The 18,171-nt window shown below is 58.8% G+C and carries 17 protein-coding genes and 2 tRNA genes; 13 read left to right on the top strand and 6 right to left on the bottom strand.

Annotated features, from left to right (window positions below):
• From CRO62_RS25440 to CRO62_RS25410, 7 genes are all read left to right on the top strand, one after another.
• On the top strand, positions 1 to 285 hold the full coding sequence (locus tag CRO62_RS25440) for an acyl carrier protein (protein ID WP_019566223.1): 285 nt from the start codon (positions 1 to 3) through the stop codon (positions 283 to 285).
• An 89-nt stretch (positions 286 to 374) separates the two neighbouring features.
• Complete coding sequence (locus CRO62_RS25435; protein ID WP_097102672.1) at positions 375 to 854, top strand: 3-hydroxyacyl-ACP dehydratase FabZ family protein; 480 nt, start codon at positions 375 to 377, stop codon at positions 852 to 854.
• A gap of 208 nt (positions 855 to 1,062) precedes the next feature.
• A complete protein-coding gene (locus CRO62_RS25430; protein WP_097102670.1) occupies positions 1,063 to 2,259 on the top strand; it encodes a beta-ketoacyl-ACP synthase in 1,197 nt (398 codons plus the stop codon).
• A 12-nt stretch (positions 2,260 to 2,271) separates the two neighbouring features.
• Positions 2,272 to 3,555, top strand: a complete 1,284-nt coding sequence (locus CRO62_RS25425) for a beta-ketoacyl-ACP synthase (protein WP_097102668.1) — start codon at positions 2,272 to 2,274, stop codon at positions 3,553 to 3,555.
• A 152-nt stretch (positions 3,556 to 3,707) separates the two neighbouring features.
• On the top strand, positions 3,708 to 4,736 hold the full coding sequence (locus tag CRO62_RS25420) for a zinc-binding dehydrogenase (RefSeq protein WP_003515388.1): 1,029 nt from the start codon (positions 3,708 to 3,710) through the stop codon (positions 4,734 to 4,736).
• 4 nt (positions 4,737 to 4,740) lie between these two features.
• A complete protein-coding gene (locus CRO62_RS25415) occupies positions 4,741 to 5,670 on the top strand; it encodes a lipid A biosynthesis lauroyl acyltransferase (protein WP_019566226.1) in 930 nt (309 codons plus the stop codon).
• 279 nt (positions 5,671 to 5,949) lie between these two features.
• Positions 5,950 to 6,648: a hypothetical protein gene (locus tag CRO62_RS25410; RefSeq protein ID WP_013636202.1), complete on the top strand. Its 699-nt coding sequence runs from the start codon at positions 5,950 to 5,952 to the stop codon at positions 6,646 to 6,648.
• Positions 6,649 to 6,691: 43 nt separating this feature from the next.
• Here the strand turns inward: CRO62_RS25410 and CRO62_RS25405 are convergent, their stop codons facing one another.
• The gene (locus tag CRO62_RS25405) at positions 6,692 to 7,495 is read right to left on the bottom strand and encodes a TSUP family transporter (protein ID WP_065661546.1); all 804 of its coding nucleotides are present in this window, start codon (positions 7,493 to 7,495) and stop codon (positions 6,692 to 6,694) included.
• A 179-nt stretch (positions 7,496 to 7,674) separates the two neighbouring features.
• On the opposite strand from CRO62_RS25405, the gene CRO62_RS25400 reads away from it, so the two are divergent.
• The 5 genes from CRO62_RS25400 to recJ all read left to right on the top strand — a co-directional run bounded on the left by CRO62_RS25400 (position 7,675) and on the right by recJ (position 13,852).
• Positions 7,675 to 8,634, top strand: a complete 960-nt coding sequence (locus tag CRO62_RS25400; RefSeq protein ID WP_097102666.1) for a nucleoside hydrolase — start codon at positions 7,675 to 7,677, stop codon at positions 8,632 to 8,634.
• A 300-nt stretch (positions 8,635 to 8,934) separates the two neighbouring features.
• Complete coding sequence (locus tag CRO62_RS25395) at positions 8,935 to 10,155, top strand: LL-diaminopimelate aminotransferase (RefSeq protein WP_003515379.1); 1,221 nt, start codon at positions 8,935 to 8,937, stop codon at positions 10,153 to 10,155.
• 61 nt (positions 10,156 to 10,216) lie between these two features.
• Positions 10,217 to 11,527, top strand: coding sequence for a homoserine dehydrogenase (locus CRO62_RS25390; protein ID WP_003515377.1), 1,311 nt, complete (start codon positions 10,217 to 10,219; stop codon positions 11,525 to 11,527).
• A gap of 188 nt (positions 11,528 to 11,715) precedes the next feature.
• Positions 11,716 to 11,940: a hypothetical protein gene (locus tag CRO62_RS25385; RefSeq protein ID WP_025593517.1), complete on the top strand. Its 225-nt coding sequence runs from the start codon at positions 11,716 to 11,718 to the stop codon at positions 11,938 to 11,940.
• 103 nt (positions 11,941 to 12,043) lie between these two features.
• The gene (recJ, locus tag CRO62_RS25380; RefSeq protein WP_097102664.1) at positions 12,044 to 13,852 is read left to right on the top strand and encodes a single-stranded-DNA-specific exonuclease RecJ; all 1,809 of its coding nucleotides are present in this window, start codon (positions 12,044 to 12,046) and stop codon (positions 13,850 to 13,852) included.
• A gap of 130 nt (positions 13,853 to 13,982) precedes the next feature.
• Here recJ and CRO62_RS25375 read toward each other — a convergent pair.
• Positions 13,983 to 14,057: transfer RNA gene (locus tag CRO62_RS25375), tRNA-Glu, on the bottom strand.
• 360 nt (positions 14,058 to 14,417) lie between these two features.
• A tRNA-Glu gene (locus CRO62_RS25370) sits at positions 14,418 to 14,492 on the bottom strand.
• 260 nt (positions 14,493 to 14,752) lie between these two features.
• Between CRO62_RS25370 and CRO62_RS27735 the strand changes: the two genes are divergently transcribed.
• Positions 14,753 to 14,887 carry a hypothetical protein gene (locus CRO62_RS27735; protein WP_323455515.1) on the top strand — a complete coding sequence of 45 codons (135 nt, stop codon included), beginning with the start codon at positions 14,753 to 14,755 and terminating at the stop codon, positions 14,885 to 14,887.
• A 50-nt stretch (positions 14,888 to 14,937) separates the two neighbouring features.
• On the opposite strand, the gene CRO62_RS25365 is transcribed toward CRO62_RS27735, so the two are convergent.
• The 3 genes from CRO62_RS25365 to CRO62_RS25355 are packed head-to-tail and all read right to left on the bottom strand — an operon-like array spanning position 14,938 to position 18,081.
• On the bottom strand, positions 14,938 to 15,711 hold the full coding sequence (locus CRO62_RS25365) for an amino acid ABC transporter ATP-binding protein (protein WP_003515372.1): 774 nt from the start codon (positions 15,709 to 15,711) through the stop codon (positions 14,938 to 14,940).
• A 12-nt stretch (positions 15,712 to 15,723) separates the two neighbouring features.
• Positions 15,724 to 16,881, bottom strand: coding sequence for an amino acid ABC transporter permease (locus tag CRO62_RS25360; RefSeq protein WP_097102662.1), 1,158 nt, complete (start codon positions 16,879 to 16,881; stop codon positions 15,724 to 15,726).
• Between the two features lie 3 nt (positions 16,882 to 16,884).
• Entirely contained in the window at positions 16,885 to 18,081 is a 1,197-nt protein-coding gene (locus CRO62_RS25355) for an amino acid ABC transporter permease (protein WP_097102661.1), read from the bottom strand.
• Positions 18,082 to 18,171 lie beyond the last annotated feature (90 nt).

Raw genomic sequence — 18,171 nt, 5'->3', positions numbered from 1 at the left:
ATGGGCGTGACAGCTACATTCGACAAGGTTGCCGACATTATCGCCGAAACCAGCGAAATCGACCGCGAAACCATTACGCCGGAAAGCCACACGATCGACGATCTGGGCATCGACAGCCTCGACTTTCTGGATATCGTTTTCGCCATCGACAAGGAATTCGGTATCAAGATTCCGCTCGAGCAGTGGACGCAGGAAGTCAACGAAGGCAAGGTTACCACCGAAGAATATTTCGTGCTGAAGAACCTCTGCGCCAAGATCGACGAATTGCGCGCAGCCAAGGGCTGAGGCGATAATGCCCGCTTCGAGCGGGCATTTCTTTTTCTGGACCTGACCTTCAGGGACGGGTCGTAACCGACCAGAAACGGGCCGGACGGATGCTGCTTGAATATTTTCAGATGATCGACAAGGTCGAAGCCGTGGATATGGCGACGCGCACATTGAAGGCGCGGTCCGTCGTTCCCGACAACAGCCCGGTTTTCGAGGGGCATTTCCCCGGCATGCCGCTGGTTCCGGGCGTGCTTCTGATCGAGACCATGGCGCAGGCTTCCGGCATGATGGTTCTGGCGTTCAGCGATTTTTCCGCCATGCCCTTCCTGATGTCGGTTGACGGCGCCAAGATGCGCACCTTCGTGGAACCGGGTGCGGTTCTCGATATCGAGGCGGTGCTGGAACATGACGGTTCGGGTTTTGCAGTCACCAAGGCGAAGATCACTTGCGAAGGCAAGAAGGTCTGCGATGCGCAGCTGAAACTCAGGACAATGCCTTTCAGCGAAATTCCGCTTGCGCCTATCGTCAGGAAGCGGGCCGAGGAAGTCGGCCTGATGGCGGCGATTGCAGCGGATGCGCAAAAATAAGCGTTTCCGCTGATGCCGGGAGACGGCATTTTCCCCTCGACCCGGTTTTGATTCACGAAAATCGTGGGCTTGTGCTGGCGGATCGGGCCTTCACCATTGCCAATCCGCATCGCGCGCTTTATTCCGCAACGCATGGAGTGGTCGTTTGCGACCGCTGTTGGATAGCCGTGACCGCTTCAACGGGTCCGGCTGCAAAGGATGACAGACGATGAAATCTGACAATGATGTGGTGATAACCGGGGTCGGCATCGTGACCTGTCACGGCGTCGGCAGCCAGGCGCATCTTGCGCTTCTTTCGGGAACTGCGGCGCCGGCAACGGTGATCGAGACCGAAAAGTTCAAACCCTATCCGGTTCATCCCATGCCGGAGATCGACTGGTCTACGCAGATCGCCAAGCGTGGCGACCAGCGCCAGATGGAAAACTGGCAGCGTCTCGGCGTTTTTGCAGCCGGCCTCGCGCTTGATGATGCAGGGCTGAAGGAAAACCCGGAGGCCTGCGCTACCATGGACATGATCGTGGCTGCCGGCGGCGGCGAGCGCGACATCAATGTCGATACGCTGATTGTCGATGAGGCGCTGAAACGCAACGACCGCGAAGTGCTGCTCAACGAGAAGCTGACGACGGAATTGCGTCCGACCCTGTTTCTCGCCCAGCTTTCCAACCTGATGGCCGGTAACATTTCCATCGTGCATAAGGTCACAGGGTCCTCCCGTACCTTCATGGGCGAGGAAGCAGCCGGCATTTCCGCCGTCGAGACGGCGTTTCACCGTATCCGTTCCGGCGAATCCAGCCACGCCCTGGTGGGCGGCGCCTTCTCGGCCGAGCGCCCGGACATGATCCTGCTGTTTGAAGCGATCGGCGCGCACGCGCAGGGCGATTGGCAGCCGCTGTGGTCGCGTGGCGGCCAGGACGGCGGCGGCATGATTTCCGGTTCGCTGGGAGCCTTCCTCGTGCTGGAATCGCGCAAGCACGCCAGTGAACGCGGCGCGCGCATCTATGCCCGCATCGACGCCATCGAGGGCGATCGCGGCAGCCGTGATGACGGCAAAATGGAAAAGCGCATGGAGCGGCTGCTTGCCCCTGCAAAGGACAGTGCTGCGACCGTCGTGTTTTCCGGTGCGAGCGGTTACGACGCCGTCACGCAGCGTGAAAAGAATATTATCGAGAAAGCTTTGCCGCAGGCCGTCATTCGCGGTTTCGGTGGTATCACCGGCCATGGACTTGAAGCACAGTTCCCGCTTGGGCTGGCGCTTGCTGCCCTAACGCTTGAAAGCGGCGCGAAGGTTCCTACTTTCGATGGCGCCGCGGAAAAGCCCATGGGCGAGGCGGCCAGCGAAGCGGTCGTCACCACCGTCGGCCATGTGCGCGGCGAAGGTGTCGCCGTTCTGTCCCGTGACGTGTGAGGAGAAAAGACCATGACTTCCAACTTCAAGGATCATCTCGGTCGCCCGATCGTTGCCGTCACCGGTATGGGCATCATCACATCGCTCGGGCAGGGGCTTGCCGATAACTGGGCGGCTCTGACGGCCGGCAAGTCGGGCATCCACAAGATCACCCGCTTCCCGACGGAGGGGCTTTCCACAAGGATCAGCGGCACCGTCGATTTCATCGACATCCCGGTTCCGAATTCCGTCGAGCGCTCTTATGCCTTTGCGCGCGAGACGACCATCGAGGCTTTGGCGCAGGCCGGCATATCGGGCGATTTCGATGGCCCGCTGTTTCTGGCTGCACCACCGATCGAGCCGGAATGGAGCGCCCGTTTCGAGCTTGCCGACCGGTCTCCGCCCGCCGCCCAGCCGGGTGACGCCTATGAACGCTTCCTGACGGCTTTCCGTCAACGTCCGGACCCGGCGTTTCAGGAAGCGGCTCTCTTCGGCGCGATTTCGGAGCGTCTTTCGGACCGCTTTGGTACACGCGGCCTGCCGGTCACGCTCTCGACGGCCTGTGCATCCGGCGCGACCGCAATCCAGCTTGGTGTCGAGGCTATCCGCCAGGGCCGCGCCGAGCGGGCACTGACGGTTGCCACCGACGGTTCGGTCAGCGCCGAAGCGCTGATCCGCTTTTCGCTTCTCTCGGCGCTGTCGACCCAGAACGACCCGCCGGAAAAGGCATCCAAGCCGTTCAGCAAGGACCGCGACGGTTTCGTGATCGCCGAAGGTGCGGCAACGCTGGTGCTGGAATCGCTGGAATCGGCGATTGCGCGCGGCGCTAAGGTTCTCGGCATCATCAAGGGCGCCGGCGAGAAGGCCGACAGTTTCCACCGCACGCGTTCCTCGCCAGATGGCGGCCCGGCGATCGCGACGATCCGCGCCGCACTTGCGGATGCGGGTGTTGCTGAAAGCGATATCGGCTACATCAACGCCCACGGCACCTCGACGCCGGAAAACGACAAGATGGAATATGGCTCGATGCTTGCCGTCTTCGGCGAAGGCCTGAAAGACATTCCGCTGTCATCCAACAAGTCGATGATCGGCCATACGCTGACGGCGGCCGGTGCTGTGGAGGCAGTGTTCTCGTTGCAGACCATGCTGACCGGCACCCTGCCGCCGACGATCAACTACAACAACCCCGATCCGACCATTTCGCTCGATGTGGTGCCGAATGTGAAGCGGGACGCGACGGTCAATGCCGTGCTTTCCAACTCCTTCGGGTTCGGCGGTCAGAATGCCAGCCTTGTCATGACGCGTGAACCGGCTTAACCGGTTCCGCCAGAAGACAGGGGCGTTTCGGGCCTGAACGAAGCCCGGGAACGCTCTCGCTGGTGTGACTACACATTCCGACCGCAAAACCGTTACAGAGTTTTGCTGGAATTACTCTTGAGATAGACGCCTCCGGGCGAAGGACTAAAAACATGCGCGCTCTTCAACTCGTGGACGACCGGAAGCTCGAAAAAGTGGACCTGCCCGAACCGGATGCACCAGGTCCGGGCGAGGTGACGCTGCGCGTCAAGGCCGTGGCGCTGAACCACATCGACGTCTGGGGCTGGCGCGGCATGGCGTTTGCCAAGCGCAAGATGCCGCTGACCATCGGTGCTGAGGCTTCCGGCGTGGTAGAGGCCATTGGCCCGGGCGTTTCGAATGTGCTGCCTGGCCAGCTCGTCGCGATCTACGGCGCGCGCACCTGCGGGATCTGCAAGCCGTGCCGTGAAGGCCGTGACAATCTTTGTGAACATGTTCAGGGCGTGCACGGTTTCCACCTCGACGGCTTCGCGCAGGAAAAGATCAATATTCCCGCCCGCCAGCTCGTTCCGGCTCCGCATGGCGTCGATGCCATCGGCGCGGCTCTGGCGCCTGTGACCTTCGGCACCGTCGAGCACATGCTGTTTGACAATGCCAAGCTGGAATCGGGCGAAACGATCCTCGTGCATGCCGGCGGTTCCGGCATCGGCACGGCGGCGATCCAGCTGGCCAAGAAGATGGGCTGCACCGTCATCACCACGGTTGGCTCCGACGACAAGATCGAACGGGCGAAGGCTCTCGGTGCCGATCACGTCATCAACTACCGGACCGACCGTTTCGAAGGCGTCGTGCGCAAGCTGACGAAAAAGAAGGGCGTCGACGTGGTGTTCGAACATGTCGGCAAGGACACCTGGGCGGGATCGATGTTCTCGCTGAAGCGTGGCGGCCGTCTCGTCACCTGCGGCTCCACGTCAGGCGTATCGACCGATATCAATCTGATGATGCTGTTCCAGCAGCAGCTGAAGCTGCTCGGCTCCTTCGGTTGCCGCATGGAAAACATGGCCAACGCCATGCAGAAGATGGCGCGCGGCATCGTTCATCCTGTTATCGACACAGAAGTCACCTTCGAGGATATCGACCGGGCGCTGGAGCGGATGGAAACGCGCCAGGTATTCGGCAAAATCGTTCTGCGGATGGATTGACGCCTTGAAACTGTTCATTACGCGGATCGTCCTGAAGCTGGACCATTTCCGGCAATGGCTGATTGCGACGTTTGCCTTCGGCCTTCTCAATCTGCTGAAGATATTTCCAGCTGACGCTGGAATTCGCGCTGCCGACAGGCTGGCGCGCTTCGTGGGGCCGAAAACCGGCCGCCACAAGCTGATGCTCTACAATCTGGCGCGCGCCTTTCCGGAGAAATCCGAAGAGGAGCGGCTTACCATCGCAATGGACAGCTGGGGCAGCATGGGGCGGCTTGCGGCGGAATATGTCTTTCTCGACAGGCTGTTCGATTTCGATCCGGAAAATAGCGAGCCGGGCCGTATCCGGGTCGAGGGTATTTCGACCTTTATCGAGCTTCGCGACAACCCGCGGCCCTTCATCGTTTTTACTGCCCATAGCGGCAATTTCGAATTGTTGCCGGTGGCCAGTTCTGCCTTCGGTCTGGATGTGACGGTCCTGTTCCGGCCGCCGAATAATCCTTTCGTGGCCGACAAGGTGTTCAAGTTCCGCAAGGAGCGCATGGGCAATCTCGTGCCGTCGCATGCCGGCTCTTCCTTCGCGCTTGCGCGGCAGCTGGAAAGGGGCGGCGGTGTCGGCGTGCTCGTCGACCAGAAGTTCGGCAAAGGCTTGACGACGAAGTTCTTCGGCCATGAGGTGCGCACCAACCCGCTTCTTGCCAAGCTGGTGCGGCAGTTCAATTGCGATGTCTATCCCGCCCGTTGCGTGCGCCTGCCTGATAACCGCTACCGGCTGGAAATAGAGCCGAGGGTTGAAATTCCGCGCGATGAAAAAGGAAATGTCGATATTCAGGCGACGGCGCAGCTTTTGAATGACAAGGTGGAAAGCTGGGTCCGCGAATATCCCGAACAATGGCTGTGGTATCACGACCGCTGGGACGTTAAACACCAGATCTGATTATTTGCAGCGCGGCCGAATTTCTAGTGATTTTTTACAGAATTCGGCCGTAAAATTGCGTTTTTAGGTATTTTTACTTATTAGTGGAACCTTATTTTTCGTTCATGGATTATCGAAATTGAAAAAATAGCAGTAGCTATGATATTTTAGAGATTAATCCCTGCGGCGGTCCTGCGTGTCGTTACGTCATTTTTTAATGCACAGACGCTACAATGAGGGGATAAGTGTCTATCCATTCGGATTGGGAGCGGGCTGTTTGCCCGTTCAGGGAGAGTTGGGTTGAAAGATTTGATTGAGCTGTTCTGGCTGCGTTATACGGAACTGCAATCAGCGGTTGGTAAGAACGAGGCCGACAAGATCGCAGTGCTGGAGCGTGAACTGGAGCTGCTGCTTGATCGGGTCATCGGGCGTAAGACCGGCAGTTCCGAGGACATTCGTGAGCAATTCCGTTTCGCCATCGACCTCCTTAATCACGAGGCGGAAGATCTCGGCTGCGTGCAGCGCAATTCCGATCTTTTGAGAACGCTGGTCGACCGCTATGTCGGCATGCCGCTCAAGGCAAAGGTGATCGGCGACGAGGACGAGGACATCCTGGAGTGGCATCACCGCCATCTCATTCTCGATGAGGATATGCTGAACGATCTTGACGAGCCCGTGGTCGTCGTTTCTCCCGGTTATCGGGTGTCATTCTCCAATGGGATCGATGCTTTTCCGCGCAATACGCCGGAAGGGCCTTTGGGTTGTCATATCGCCGAGCTTGTCGGAGTGCACCGTTTTCAGAACGATCTGCGGGAGAGGCTCGACAATTGCTTCAAGGGTGGTACGTCGAAATACACCTATGCCGAAGATCATGACGGCCATACGATCGTAAAGTCGCTGGAAATGTCGCCCTGCTATTCCTCCAACTACAAGCTGGTTGGCGCAATGGTGGTCATCCGCGAAATCGCCGATCGCAGGCGCCGTCGCGCCACGGCATAAATTCACGGTTCGAACGCAAGCGTCGGGCCGTGTCCTTTTCCTGTCATTTCGGGAAGATGGTTTCCCAGATCGTGGCGATTGACCAAGCGGATGACGCATCCGCAAGAAGCTTCGTCGCCATTGCCAGACAGGAAAGAACCAAAAGCGGGCGGATGATCTTCGCGCCGTTTTTCATCGCAAACCGCGATCCGATCTGCGCGCCGACGAACTGGCCGATGCCCATGGCGATGCCAAGCTTCCAGAGAACCGCGCCTCCAGCCGCAAAAACAACAAAGCCGCCGAAGTTCGAACCCAGGTTCAGAAGCTTGGTATGGGCGGTTGCCTTCAGCATGCCGAAGCCGGCAAGCCCCACGAAGGCAAGCATGTAGAAGGAACCCGCGCCGGGGCCGAAAACGCCATCATAGAAACCCACGAGCGGTGCGGCGGTGAGGCCGAACACGAAAGGCGTGATGCGGCGATGGCTGTCGATATCGCTGAGCTGCGGCTTGAAGGCAAAATAGAGTGCAATCGCGATCAGCAGGAAGGGCATGATGGTGCGCAGGAGGTCTGACGGCACGAAGGCGGCGGTGAAAGCGCCGAGCCCGCCGCCGACCATCGCCATGATCGCCATCGGCAATTGTTCCCTCAGATTGACATGGCCGCGGCGGGCATAGGCAATGGTGGCCGACGCCGAGCCGAACTGCGATTGCAGCTTGTTGGTGCCGAGCGTATCGAGCGGCGGAATTCCCATGATCAGCATGGCCGGGATAGTGATGAGACCGCCGCCGCCGGCGATGGAATCGATAAATCCGGCAAAGATGGCGACGCAGAAAAGGACGAGGAAAACGTTGAGGGCGATGTCTTGCACTTGGCATGTCCAGGCGGGCTTAAGGGAGAGGGCCTCTTCTTTCACCGAAAAGATCGCCACGCAATATTTTTCTCTCCGATCCGGGACGGGCAGGGGGATTGCGGTGTTGCCGCTTATGGTTATGTTTCCGTGGCGCACCGCCAGACGCGGCGATGACGAGACATCAGGATGAGGGCATTATGCATAAAGTGATATTCGATACGGACCCCGGTGTAGATGATGCCATGGCGCTTCTTTTCCTGCACCGTCATCCCGATATCGATCTGATCGGCGTCACCACCGTCTTCGGCAACGCGCCCATCGATATCACCACCCGCAATGCGCTCTTCCTGAAACGGGAATGGCAGATGACGGCGCCGGTAGCGAAAGGTGCGGGCGTGACCTTCGATCCGGCCCGCAAGGAAGGCCACTGGCCGACTTTCATCCATGGCGAAAACGGTCTCGGCGATATCGATATTCCAGAGACCATCGATCTGCCGCTCGATTCGCGTCCTGCGCATCGCTTTATTATCGAGACGGTCAAGGCCAATCCCGGCGAGGTGACGCTGATCGCAGTTGGTCGAATGACCAATCTGGCCTTGGCGCTGCGCGAAGAGCCGGATTTTGCGGCATTGGTGAAGCAGGTGATCGTCATGGGCGGCGCCTTCGATATCAACGGCAATGTGTCGCCGGCGGCCGAGGCCAATATTCACGGCGATCCGGAAGCGGCCGATCTCGTCTTCACCGCGCCCTGGCGTGTGGTCGTCGTCGGCCTGGACGTGACGACGAAAACGGTGATGACGAGCGCCTTCATGGCCGAGATGGCAGAGGCGGGCGGCAAGCCGGTGCAGCTGCTTTCCGATCTGTCGCAATTCTACATCGATTTCTACAAGACCCGCACCGGTGATGGCATGGTGGTGCATGACAGCTGCGCCTGCGTTTACCTTGTCGCGCCCGAACTGTTCGAGACCCGCAGCGGCCCTATACGCGTCGTCTGCGGCGGGCTTGCCGATGGCCAGACCATTCAGAAGCCGGATGGCCGCGCCTTTCCGCCGGGCGACTGGGACGGGCATCCGAGCCAGCTCATCTGCACCGATATCAAGCCGGAGCGGGTGCTTTCCGTCATCCGCGCGGCAATTGTGAAGGGCGAGCGCGACTGAACGGCCGGAATGGCCGTTCTTGAGCATGGTCTGCCTTGCATTTTCCAAGAATCTGGCGTTATGCAGGTTTCCTGATTACATTGCGCAATTCGCCTTGCCTGTGGTCTGAAAAGGCCGCGCCGGAGCCACAAGGCGGATGATCGCGATGCCGCGTGGACCGAGAAAACCGCTGTAGGTTTTCTTGTGCTTTGCGGTACAATGAATAGCGCCCGCCGGATCGGTTCGTGTCGGCGGCGTTTAACAACAAGAACGAACTTCGTTATGGGCCGGCAGAACCGGTCCATTTCCATGAGGAAAGTGATGGAAGAGTTTCATAAGGTCCGGCGTCTGCCGCAATACGTCTTCGAACAGGTCAACCGTTTGAAAGCGAGCGCGCGAGCGGCCGGGGCCGATATCATCGATCTCGGCATGGGCAATCCCGACCTTCCGACCCCCAAGGCGATCGTCGACAAGCTGTGCGAAGTCGTTCAGGACCCTCGCACCCATCGCTATTCCTCGTCCAAGGGCATTCCCGGCCTTCGCCGCGCGCAGGCTGGTTATTATGCCCGCCGTTTCGGCGTGAAGCTGAACCCCGATACGCAGGTCGTCGCGACCCTTGGTTCCAAGGAAGGTTTCGCCAATATGGCGCAGGCCATCACCGCGCCTGGTGACGTGATCCTGTGTCCGAACCCAACCTATCCGATCCACGCTTTCGGCTTCCTGATGGCGGGCGGCGTTATCCGTTCCATGAATGTGGAGCCGGACGAGAGCTTCTTCGGGCCTCTGGAGCGGGCGGTGCGCCACTCCATTCCGAAGCCGCTGGCGCTGATCGTCAACTATCCGTCGAACCCGACGGCGCATGTTGCCTCGCTCGATTTCTACAAGGACGTGATCGCATTTGCGAAGAAGCACGAAATCATCGTGCTTTCCGACCTTGCCTATTCGGAAATCTATTTCGACGACAACAATCCGCCGCCTTCGGTTCTCGAAGTTCCCGGTGCAATCGACGTTGCGGTGGAATTCACCTCCATGTCGAAGACCTTCTCCATGCCCGGCTGGCGCATGGGCTTTGCCGTTGGCAACGAGCGGCTGATCGCGGCGCTGACCCGCGTGAAGTCCTATCTCGATTACGGTGCCTTCACGCCGATCCAGGTTGCGGCGACGCACGCGCTGAACGGCGACGGCTCCGACATCGCGGAAGTACGCAGCGTTTATCGCCGCCGTCGCGACGTCATGGTCGATACGTTCGGCAAGGCGGGCTTCGAAGTTCCACCGCCGGCGGCGACGATGTTCGCCTGGGCGAAGATCCCGGAAAAATTCCGCCATCTCGGCAGCCTGGAGTTTTCCAAGCTTCTGGTCGAGAAGGCAGACATTGCCGTTGCTCCCGGCATCGGCTTCGGCGAAATGGGCGATGATTACGTCCGCCTCGCGCTCGTTGAAAACGAGCATCGAATTCGTCAGGCAGCGCGCAATCTGAAGCGTTTCCTGTCGAGTGCTGACGAAACGATGCACAATGTCGTTTCGCTCAATGCCCACAGATAAGGGCAACCGAAGGCGGCCGGGTCCCGGCCGTCACCATCACCAGCAAATCAGGAACATACCCATGGCAGATTCATTGAGAATCGGCATAGCGGGGCTCGGCACTGTCGGCGCTTCGCTCGTGCGCATCCTCCAGCAGAGAAGCAACGAACTTGCGATTACCTGCGGACGTGCGATTGAGATTATTGCAGTGAGCGCGCGCGACCGTTCGCGTGACCGCGGCATCGATCTCAAGGGTATTACCTGGTTCGATACGCCTGAGCAGCTTGCAAACGAAGCCGATATCGACGTGTTGGTGGAACTGGTCGGCGGTGCTTCCGGCCAGGCGGAAAAAGCTGTGCGTGCGGCACTTTCGCGCGGTCTCCATGTGGTGACAGCCAACAAGGCGCTGCTTGCCAAGCACGGCGTCGAGCTGGCGACGATTGCAGAAGACAAGGGCGCGCTTCTCAATTTCGAAGCGGCTGTGGCCGGCGGTATTCCCGTCATCAAGGCGCTGCGTGAATCTCTCACCGGCAACAATGTGTCGCGCATCTACGGTATCATGAACGGCACCTGCAACTACATCCTGACCAAGATGGAGAAGGAAGGGCTGTCGTTCGAGGTCTGTTTGAAAGAAGCGCAGCGGCTGGGTTATGCCGAAGCCGATCCGGCCTTCGATATCGAGGGTAACGACACTGCCCACAAGCTCGCCATTCTGACGACGCTTGCCTTCGGCAACAAAATTTCGGCCGACGACATCTATCTCGAAGGCATCACCAACATCTCCAGCGAGGACATTCAGGCGGCCGCCGAGCTCGGTTATCGCATCAAGCTTCTCGGCGTGGCGCAGGTGACCGAATCCGGTATCGAGCAGCGGGTGCATCCGACCATGGTGCCGCTCGATTCCGTTATCGCGCAGGTTGATGGCGTCACCAATGCGGTGGCGATCGAGTCCGATATTCTTGGCGAGCTTCTGATGGTTGGCCCAGGTGCGGGCGGCAATGCCACGGCCTCTGCCGTGCTCGGTGACATCGCCGATATCGCCAAGAGCCGGCCCGGTGCCCAGCAGGTTCCGGTGCTCGGCCGTCCGGCGAAGTCGCTGACCGATTATCGTCGCGCCAAGATGAAGAGCCATGAGGGCGGCTATTTCATCCGGCTGACGGTGAAGGATCAGGCGGGCGTCTTCGCCTCCATCGCTACCCGCATGGCGGATAACAACATCTCGCTGGAATCCATCGTGCAGCGCCAGCGCGTGCATGTGGAAGGCGCGCCGCAGACGATCATCCTCGTGACCCACGCGACGATGGAAGATGCGATCCGCAAGGCCGTCAAGGCGATCAAGAACGAGAAATACCTGGTCAGCGAACCGCAGGTCATCCGCATCGAGCGGACCTGAGACGCTTTACGATTTTTCTGAATTTGAGGGCCGCGCCACCACATGGAGGCGCGGTCTTTTTTTCTCCCAAAACCCGTTTTGGCGGTCACCGCATAAGCCGCCATAAAATTTGAGGGGATCGCCTCAGAACCGCTGGAAAACAACGCGATTCGGCTCTATGGTTAATCATGTTACCAAGCGAGGGAGGCGTGGCTGTGACATCGATTATCCTTTTCAAGGACAGTAAGCGCGAAAGTGTTCTGGCAGCCCATCATCGGGCGCGGCCTCACAATGCCAACGACAATATTCGAGGCATGGAATTCGATATTGCCGAATATGAGCGCAACTGGTGTTCGCTTGCGGTGTTTTCCCTGTTGCTGCTGGTCGGCGCGGTATCGATCGTCAGCCCGTTTTTCTCGATTTTCTCGGTGTGAAACCTCATACGGGCGTTTTTGCTTGAAAAAGGCGCCATCGCCATTTAGCCCGTTGTCATGACAAGGCGCGGATACGCATTCGCATGACAGGACGATGGACAGGATGGCAATGATGGAGCCGGCCGATACCGTGGCCCGCGCGTTTCTGAGCGTGGAGCGGTCGGCGACAGAGCAACGTTGGGTTTCGCGGCTGGATCAGGCCGCACAGAACCGTGCGCTGGCCATGTCCCAGATCCATGCCATTCCCGAACTGATTGCCCGGGTGCTGGCCGGGCGAGGGGTGGGGGTGGATGAGGCTCTCGCTTTCCTCGATCCGACCATTCGCTCATTGATGCCCGACCCGCATATGCTGACCGATTGCGAAAAGGCTGCCGAAAGGCTGGTCCGCGCCATCGAGACCGGCGAGAAGGTGGCGATTTTCGGCGACTATGACGTCGATGGCGCCGCGTCTTCCGCGCTGATGTATCGTTTTCTCGCGCATTTCGGGCTGACGCCGGAAATCTATATTCCAGATCGTATTTTCGAGGGTTATGGGCCGAACCCGGCGGCGATGCAGCAGCTTGCCGCCAACGGCGCGACCCTGATCGTGACGGTCGATTGCGGCTCCACCAGCCATGAATCGCTGAATGCCGCAAAGGATGCGGGAACAGATGTGGTGGTGATCGATCACCACCAGGTCGGTTCGGAACTGCCGCCGGCGGTGGCGCTGGTCAATCCCAACCGCGAAGACGATCTTTCGGGGCAGGGGCATCTCTGCGCCGCAGGCGTGGTGTTCCTGGTTCTGGTCGCCACCCTCAGGCTGTTGAAGGACAAGCGCAACAGACAGGCCTTCACGCTCGATCTGCTGGCGCTGCTCGATATAGTCGCACTTGCCACCGTATGCGACGTGGTGCCCTTGAAGGGGCTGAACCGCGCCTATGTAGTGAAGGGGTTGATTGCCGCGCGCCATATGAACAACGCCGGGCTGGCGGCGCTGTTTAGGAAGGCGGGGTTGGGCGGGCCGGTGACACCGTATCATTTCGGTTTCCTGATCGGACCGCGCATCAATGCCGGTGGCCGTATTGGCGATGCCGCACTGGGTAGCCGTCTGCTTACACTCGACGACTCGTCACAGGCGGACGTGATCGCCGAAAAGCTGGATGAGCTGAACCGCGAGCGACAGGCGATGGAAGCCGTGATGCTGGCGGAAGCCGAAGCGGAAGCGCTTTATGAATATGGCGACGGGTCTGGCGCAGGCGTTATCGTTACCGCACGGGAAAACTGGCATCCGGGTATCGTTGGTCTTCTCGCCTCACGGCTTAAGGATCGTTTCCGCCGCCCGGCCTTCGCGATTGCCTTCGATCCTTCCGGCAAGGGTACCGGCTCCGGGCGCTCGATCAATGGTTTCGATATGGGCAGAATGGTCCGCGCCGCTGTGGATGCCGGCCTGCTGGTCAAGGGTGGCGGTCACGCCATGGCGGCCGGCCTGACGGTGGAACGCGCCAATCTCGGCAAACTCCGGACCTTCTTTGAGGAAGCCGCCGCAAAAACGGTGAGCGAGCTGGTGGAAAGCAGCGTGCTGAAGATCGACGGTGCGATCGGCGCGTCCGGTGCGACCTTGCAGCTGGTCGACCAGCTGGAACAGGCAGGTCCATATGGCTCTGGCCATTCTCAGCCCATTTTTGCCGTGCCTGCACACCGGCTGCGCGATGTGCGTCTGGTCGGCACCTCCCACGTCAAGATCACGCTGGAGGCCATGGATGGCTCACGGCTGGATGGTATCGCATTTCGTGCTGCTGACGCCCCTCTAGGGCAGATGCTGCTGAATGCGCGCGGCAGATCCATCCACGTCGCCGGCACCGTGGGTGCCGATCTCTGGCAGGGCCAGAGGCGTGTGCAGCTGCGTGTTCTGGACGCTGCTTTCGCGCCCTGACAGGCGGCACAGATCACACCTTGATTTTACGGGAAAAAGCTGAAGGACGGCCGGAAACGGCATGCATCCTCTATCTCACACATCACATGAAGATTTGAACGCAGAATACTGATTTTCAAGGAGAAGCAAGTGGCACGCCCTAGGGGAGTCGAACCCCTCTTTTCAGAATGAAAATCTGACGTCCTAACCGATAGACGAAGGGCGCGTGCGCTTGTGGTGTGGCGCCCTTATAGTCAGGCTCCTGAAGGTCTGCAAGCGGAAAAATTGATTTTTTCCGCTTCGTGACGAGTTTTTTTAAACACGGTGGAGGGGCTGTGGAAAACCACGACAGACGAGGCCAAGACTTTGAAATAACGGCCCTATCGTCAAAGGAAAAAGCGGGTCTTGCCGTCGTGGCAAGCGGGTGTCGGCGGTTTCCCAAGCCTTAGCCGGCGTCGCCAGGAAAATCGATTCCGGGTGATCTAGGCTTGCAGCGTAAGAGCGACTGGCCAGATGAGAATCGATACGTTCTTACGGCGCGCGCTGCTATCTTTATTGGTGATTTACGGGGGAACACGAAAGCAAGTGGCACGCCCTAGGGGAGTCGAACCCCTCTTTTCAGAATGAAAATCTGACGTCCTAACCGATAGACGAAGGGCGCGTGCGCTTGTGGTGTGGCGCCCTTATAGTCAGGCTCCCGAAGGTCTGCAAGCGGAAAAATGCATGATTTGACAAAAAAATGACATTGGCTGTCAGAACCCTTGGAAAACAAGGATTTCCGTTTCGTAACAAATGGTTAAACCGAGGTCGGCTTGGCAGTTTCAGTGCTTCTCGCGAATGAAGAACGATGTGAAACGACGATTTGCAGGGGCCGGTGATTCACTCAACGGGGCTTCTGGTGCGAAAGAAGTCATCAAATGAATGGCGAACCTTGCCAACATTCCGGCGTCATCCTTTGGTTTCTCCCGAGATCTGCAACCGCTCGATTTTGTTGACTTAGATCCTTGGGACAAGCCCAGGGATGAGGTCGAGCGTGGAGAGGCTGCCGTCAAATGAAAACGGGGCCGACATGGCCCCGTTTCGTGATGCTAGCTGATTGCAGCGTCTCAGTGCAGGATCTGGCTGAGGAACAGCCTTGTGCGCTCGTGCTGGGGATTGTCGAAGAATTCGGCAGGCGAATTCTGTTCGACGATCTGGCCCTGGTCCATGAAGATGACGCGGTTTGCGACCTGGCGGGCAAAGCCCATTTCGTGGGTCACGCACAGCATCGTCATGCCGTCTTCGGCGAGGCTGACCATGGTATCAAGCACTTCCTTGACCATTTCCGGGTCAAGCGCCGAGGTCGGCTCGTCAAACAGCATGATCTTCGGCTTCATGCACAGCGAGCGGGCAATCGCCACACGCTGCTGCTGACCGCCGGAGAGCTGACCAGGGTATTTATGCGCCTGTTCGGGGATCTTGACGCGCTTCAGATAGTGCATCGCCACTTCTTCGGCTTCCTTCTTGGGCATCTTGCGAACCCAGATTGGCGCCAGCGTGCAGTTTTCCAGAATCGTCAGATGCGGGAAGAGGTTGAAGTGCTGGAACACCATGCCGACTTCACGACGCACCTCATCGATCTTCTTCAGGTCGTTGGTGAGTTCGATACCGTCGACGTTGATCGTGCCCGACTGATGTTCTTCCAGCCGGTTGATGCAGCGGATCATGGTCGATTTTCCCGATCCCGAAGGGCCGGCGATGACGATGCGCTCGCCCTTCATCACCTTCAGGTTGATGTCGCGCAGGACGTGGAAGTCGCCATACCACTTGTTCATGCCGACGAGTTCGATTGCCACGTCCGTTGTCGAAACGGCCAGTTTTTTTGTTTGGGTTTCTGCCATTTTGAGCGTCCCTTATCGTTTATGCCCGGTGTCGAGGTGCCGTTCCATGAACAGCGAATAACGCGACATGCCGAAGCAGAATATCCAGAATATGAACCCGGCGAAAATATAGCCCGTCATCGCGGTAACGGGTGTCGCCCAGTTCGCATCCGATTGGTTGAGTGTGACAATGCCAAGCAGGTCGAACATGCCGATGATCGAGACCAGCGACGTGTCCTTGAAAAGACCGATGAAGGTGTTGACGATGCCCGGAATGACGAGCTTCAGCGCCTGCGGCAGCACGATCAGCCGGGTTTTCTGCCAATAGTTCAGGCCGAGTGAATCCGCCCCTTCATATTGCCCCTTCGGGATGGCCTGCAGGCCGCCACGGATCACCTCCGCCATATAGGCGGACGAGAAGAGCGACACGCCGACCAGAGCGCGCAGGAACTTGTCGAAGGTCCAGCCGTCGGGAAGGAACAGCGGCAGCATTATGCTGGCGAAGAACAGCACGGTTATCAGAGGAATACCTCTGATAACTTCGATGAAGAGCACGCACAGCATTTTGATTACCGGCAGGTTCGACCGGCGGCCAAGCGCCAGAAGAATGCCGAAGGGCAGGGACACTGCAATTCCGAAGAAAGACAGGATCAGGGTGACCATCAGGCCGCCCCAGAGCTGCGTTTCCACCACCGGCAGACCGAAGACACCGCCGATGAGGAGGAAAAACGCAATGACCGGCAGGACGATGAAAAGCGCCAGCGCATTGAGACGCTTGAACGGCGCTTTCGGAATGAGCATCGGCACCAGGAGGATGGTGAACATGACCATCACAAGGATAGGACGCCAGCGCTCATCGATTGGGTAACGGCCGAACATGATCTGGCCGAACTTCGCCGAAACGAAGGCCCAGCATGCGCCGGACTGGCCATCGGCCAGCGCACCGCCCTGGGAGGCGGTGAGGCAGGCGATGCGATCCGTACCGGTCCATACCGCGTCTACGAACAGCCACTTGAAGATTGGTGGCAGAAGATAGGCGAGGAACGCGATGGCAAGAACCGTAAGGACGGTGTCCTTCGGCGTGGCGAAAAGTTTGGTGCGCAGCCAATGGCTGACGCCAACCGCGCTTGAAGGCGCGGGTTTGGCTTCTTCAATGGTGTGGCGCACGAACGCGTGATTGCTGATCGTCATCTATTATCTCTCCACCAGGGCCATTTTCGCGTTCAACCAGTTCATGACCAAGGCCGTGAGAATGGACAGCGAGAGATAGAGAACGAGCCAGATAGCGACAACTTCGACCGCCTGTCCCGTCTGGTTCAGGATCGTGCCGCCAACGGAGACGATGTCGGCGAAACCGACCGCGACCGCAAGCGACGAGTTCTTGGTCAGGTTGAGATACTGGCTTGTCAGCGGCGGGATGATGATGCGCATCGCCTGAGGAACGACGATCAGACGTGTCGTCGTGCTGGCGCGAAGCCCCAGTGCCTCCGCTGCTTCGGTTTGCCCTTTTGCCACGGCCTTGATGCCGCCGCGAACGATCTCGGCGATAAAGGAAGCGGTGTAGAAGGAGAGCGCCAGAAACAGCGACATGAATTCAGGTGCGACGACCGAACCGCCCGCGAGGTTGAACCGCCCGGCAATCGGGTAATCGAATGTCAGGGGTGAGCCGAGCGCAAGGAATGTCGCAGCCGGAAGGCCGATGATGAGAAGTGTGGCGGTGATGCCGGTGCGGAACTGCTCGCCGGTTCTTTCCTGCCTGGCCTTCGCCCAGCGGTAAATGAAGACGCTGATGACGATGGCGACCACGAAAGCGAGCGGTATCAGCCACGTCCCTTCGCCCCAGAGGGGCTTTGGAAAGAAGAAGCCGCGATTGTTGAGGTAGGTCCCAAGTGGAAGCTGCAGCGAATCGCGGGCCTGCGGCAGAACGGAGATGACGCCCTTGTACCAGAAGAAGATGACGAGCAGGGGCGGGATGTTGCGGAAGATTTCCACATAGGCCTGCGCCAGCTTCGAGATCAGCCAGTTGTTGGACAGCCGGGCGATACCGACGATGAAACCGATGATCGACGCGGCGATGATGCCAAAAAATGCGACCTGAATCGTGTTGAGAATACCAACGAGCAATGCCCGGCCATAGGTCGCATCGCTGGTGTAAGCGATCAGCGACTGGCCGATATCGAAGCCGGCTCTTCCATTGAGGAAGCCGAAGCCGGACGAAATGTTTGACCGTTGAAGATTTGTGATCGTATTCGTCACGATGATCCAGACGAAGGCGGTCAGGATGACGACTGTCAGAACCTGATAAAAAATTCCGCGTATGCGTGGATCGTAAATGAGTGACGACGCGCTTTGCGCGCGCGATCGTTGCGAACTGACCGCGTTGCCTGCCATAGGCACCTTTCCCTTTTATATGCTCTTTGCGAGCTTATTCTATAATTTCAAGTGGAGGCCGGGCATTGCCCAGCCTCCCTTCAGTCCTTA

It is taken from the genome of Rhizobium sp. AN6A, assembly GCF_900215635.1.
Lineage (GTDB): Bacteria > Pseudomonadota > Alphaproteobacteria > Rhizobiales > Rhizobiaceae > Agrobacterium > Agrobacterium tumefaciens.
The sequence above is the reverse complement of the archived record's forward strand: the minus strand, read 5'-3'. Positions and strand labels throughout refer to the sequence as shown.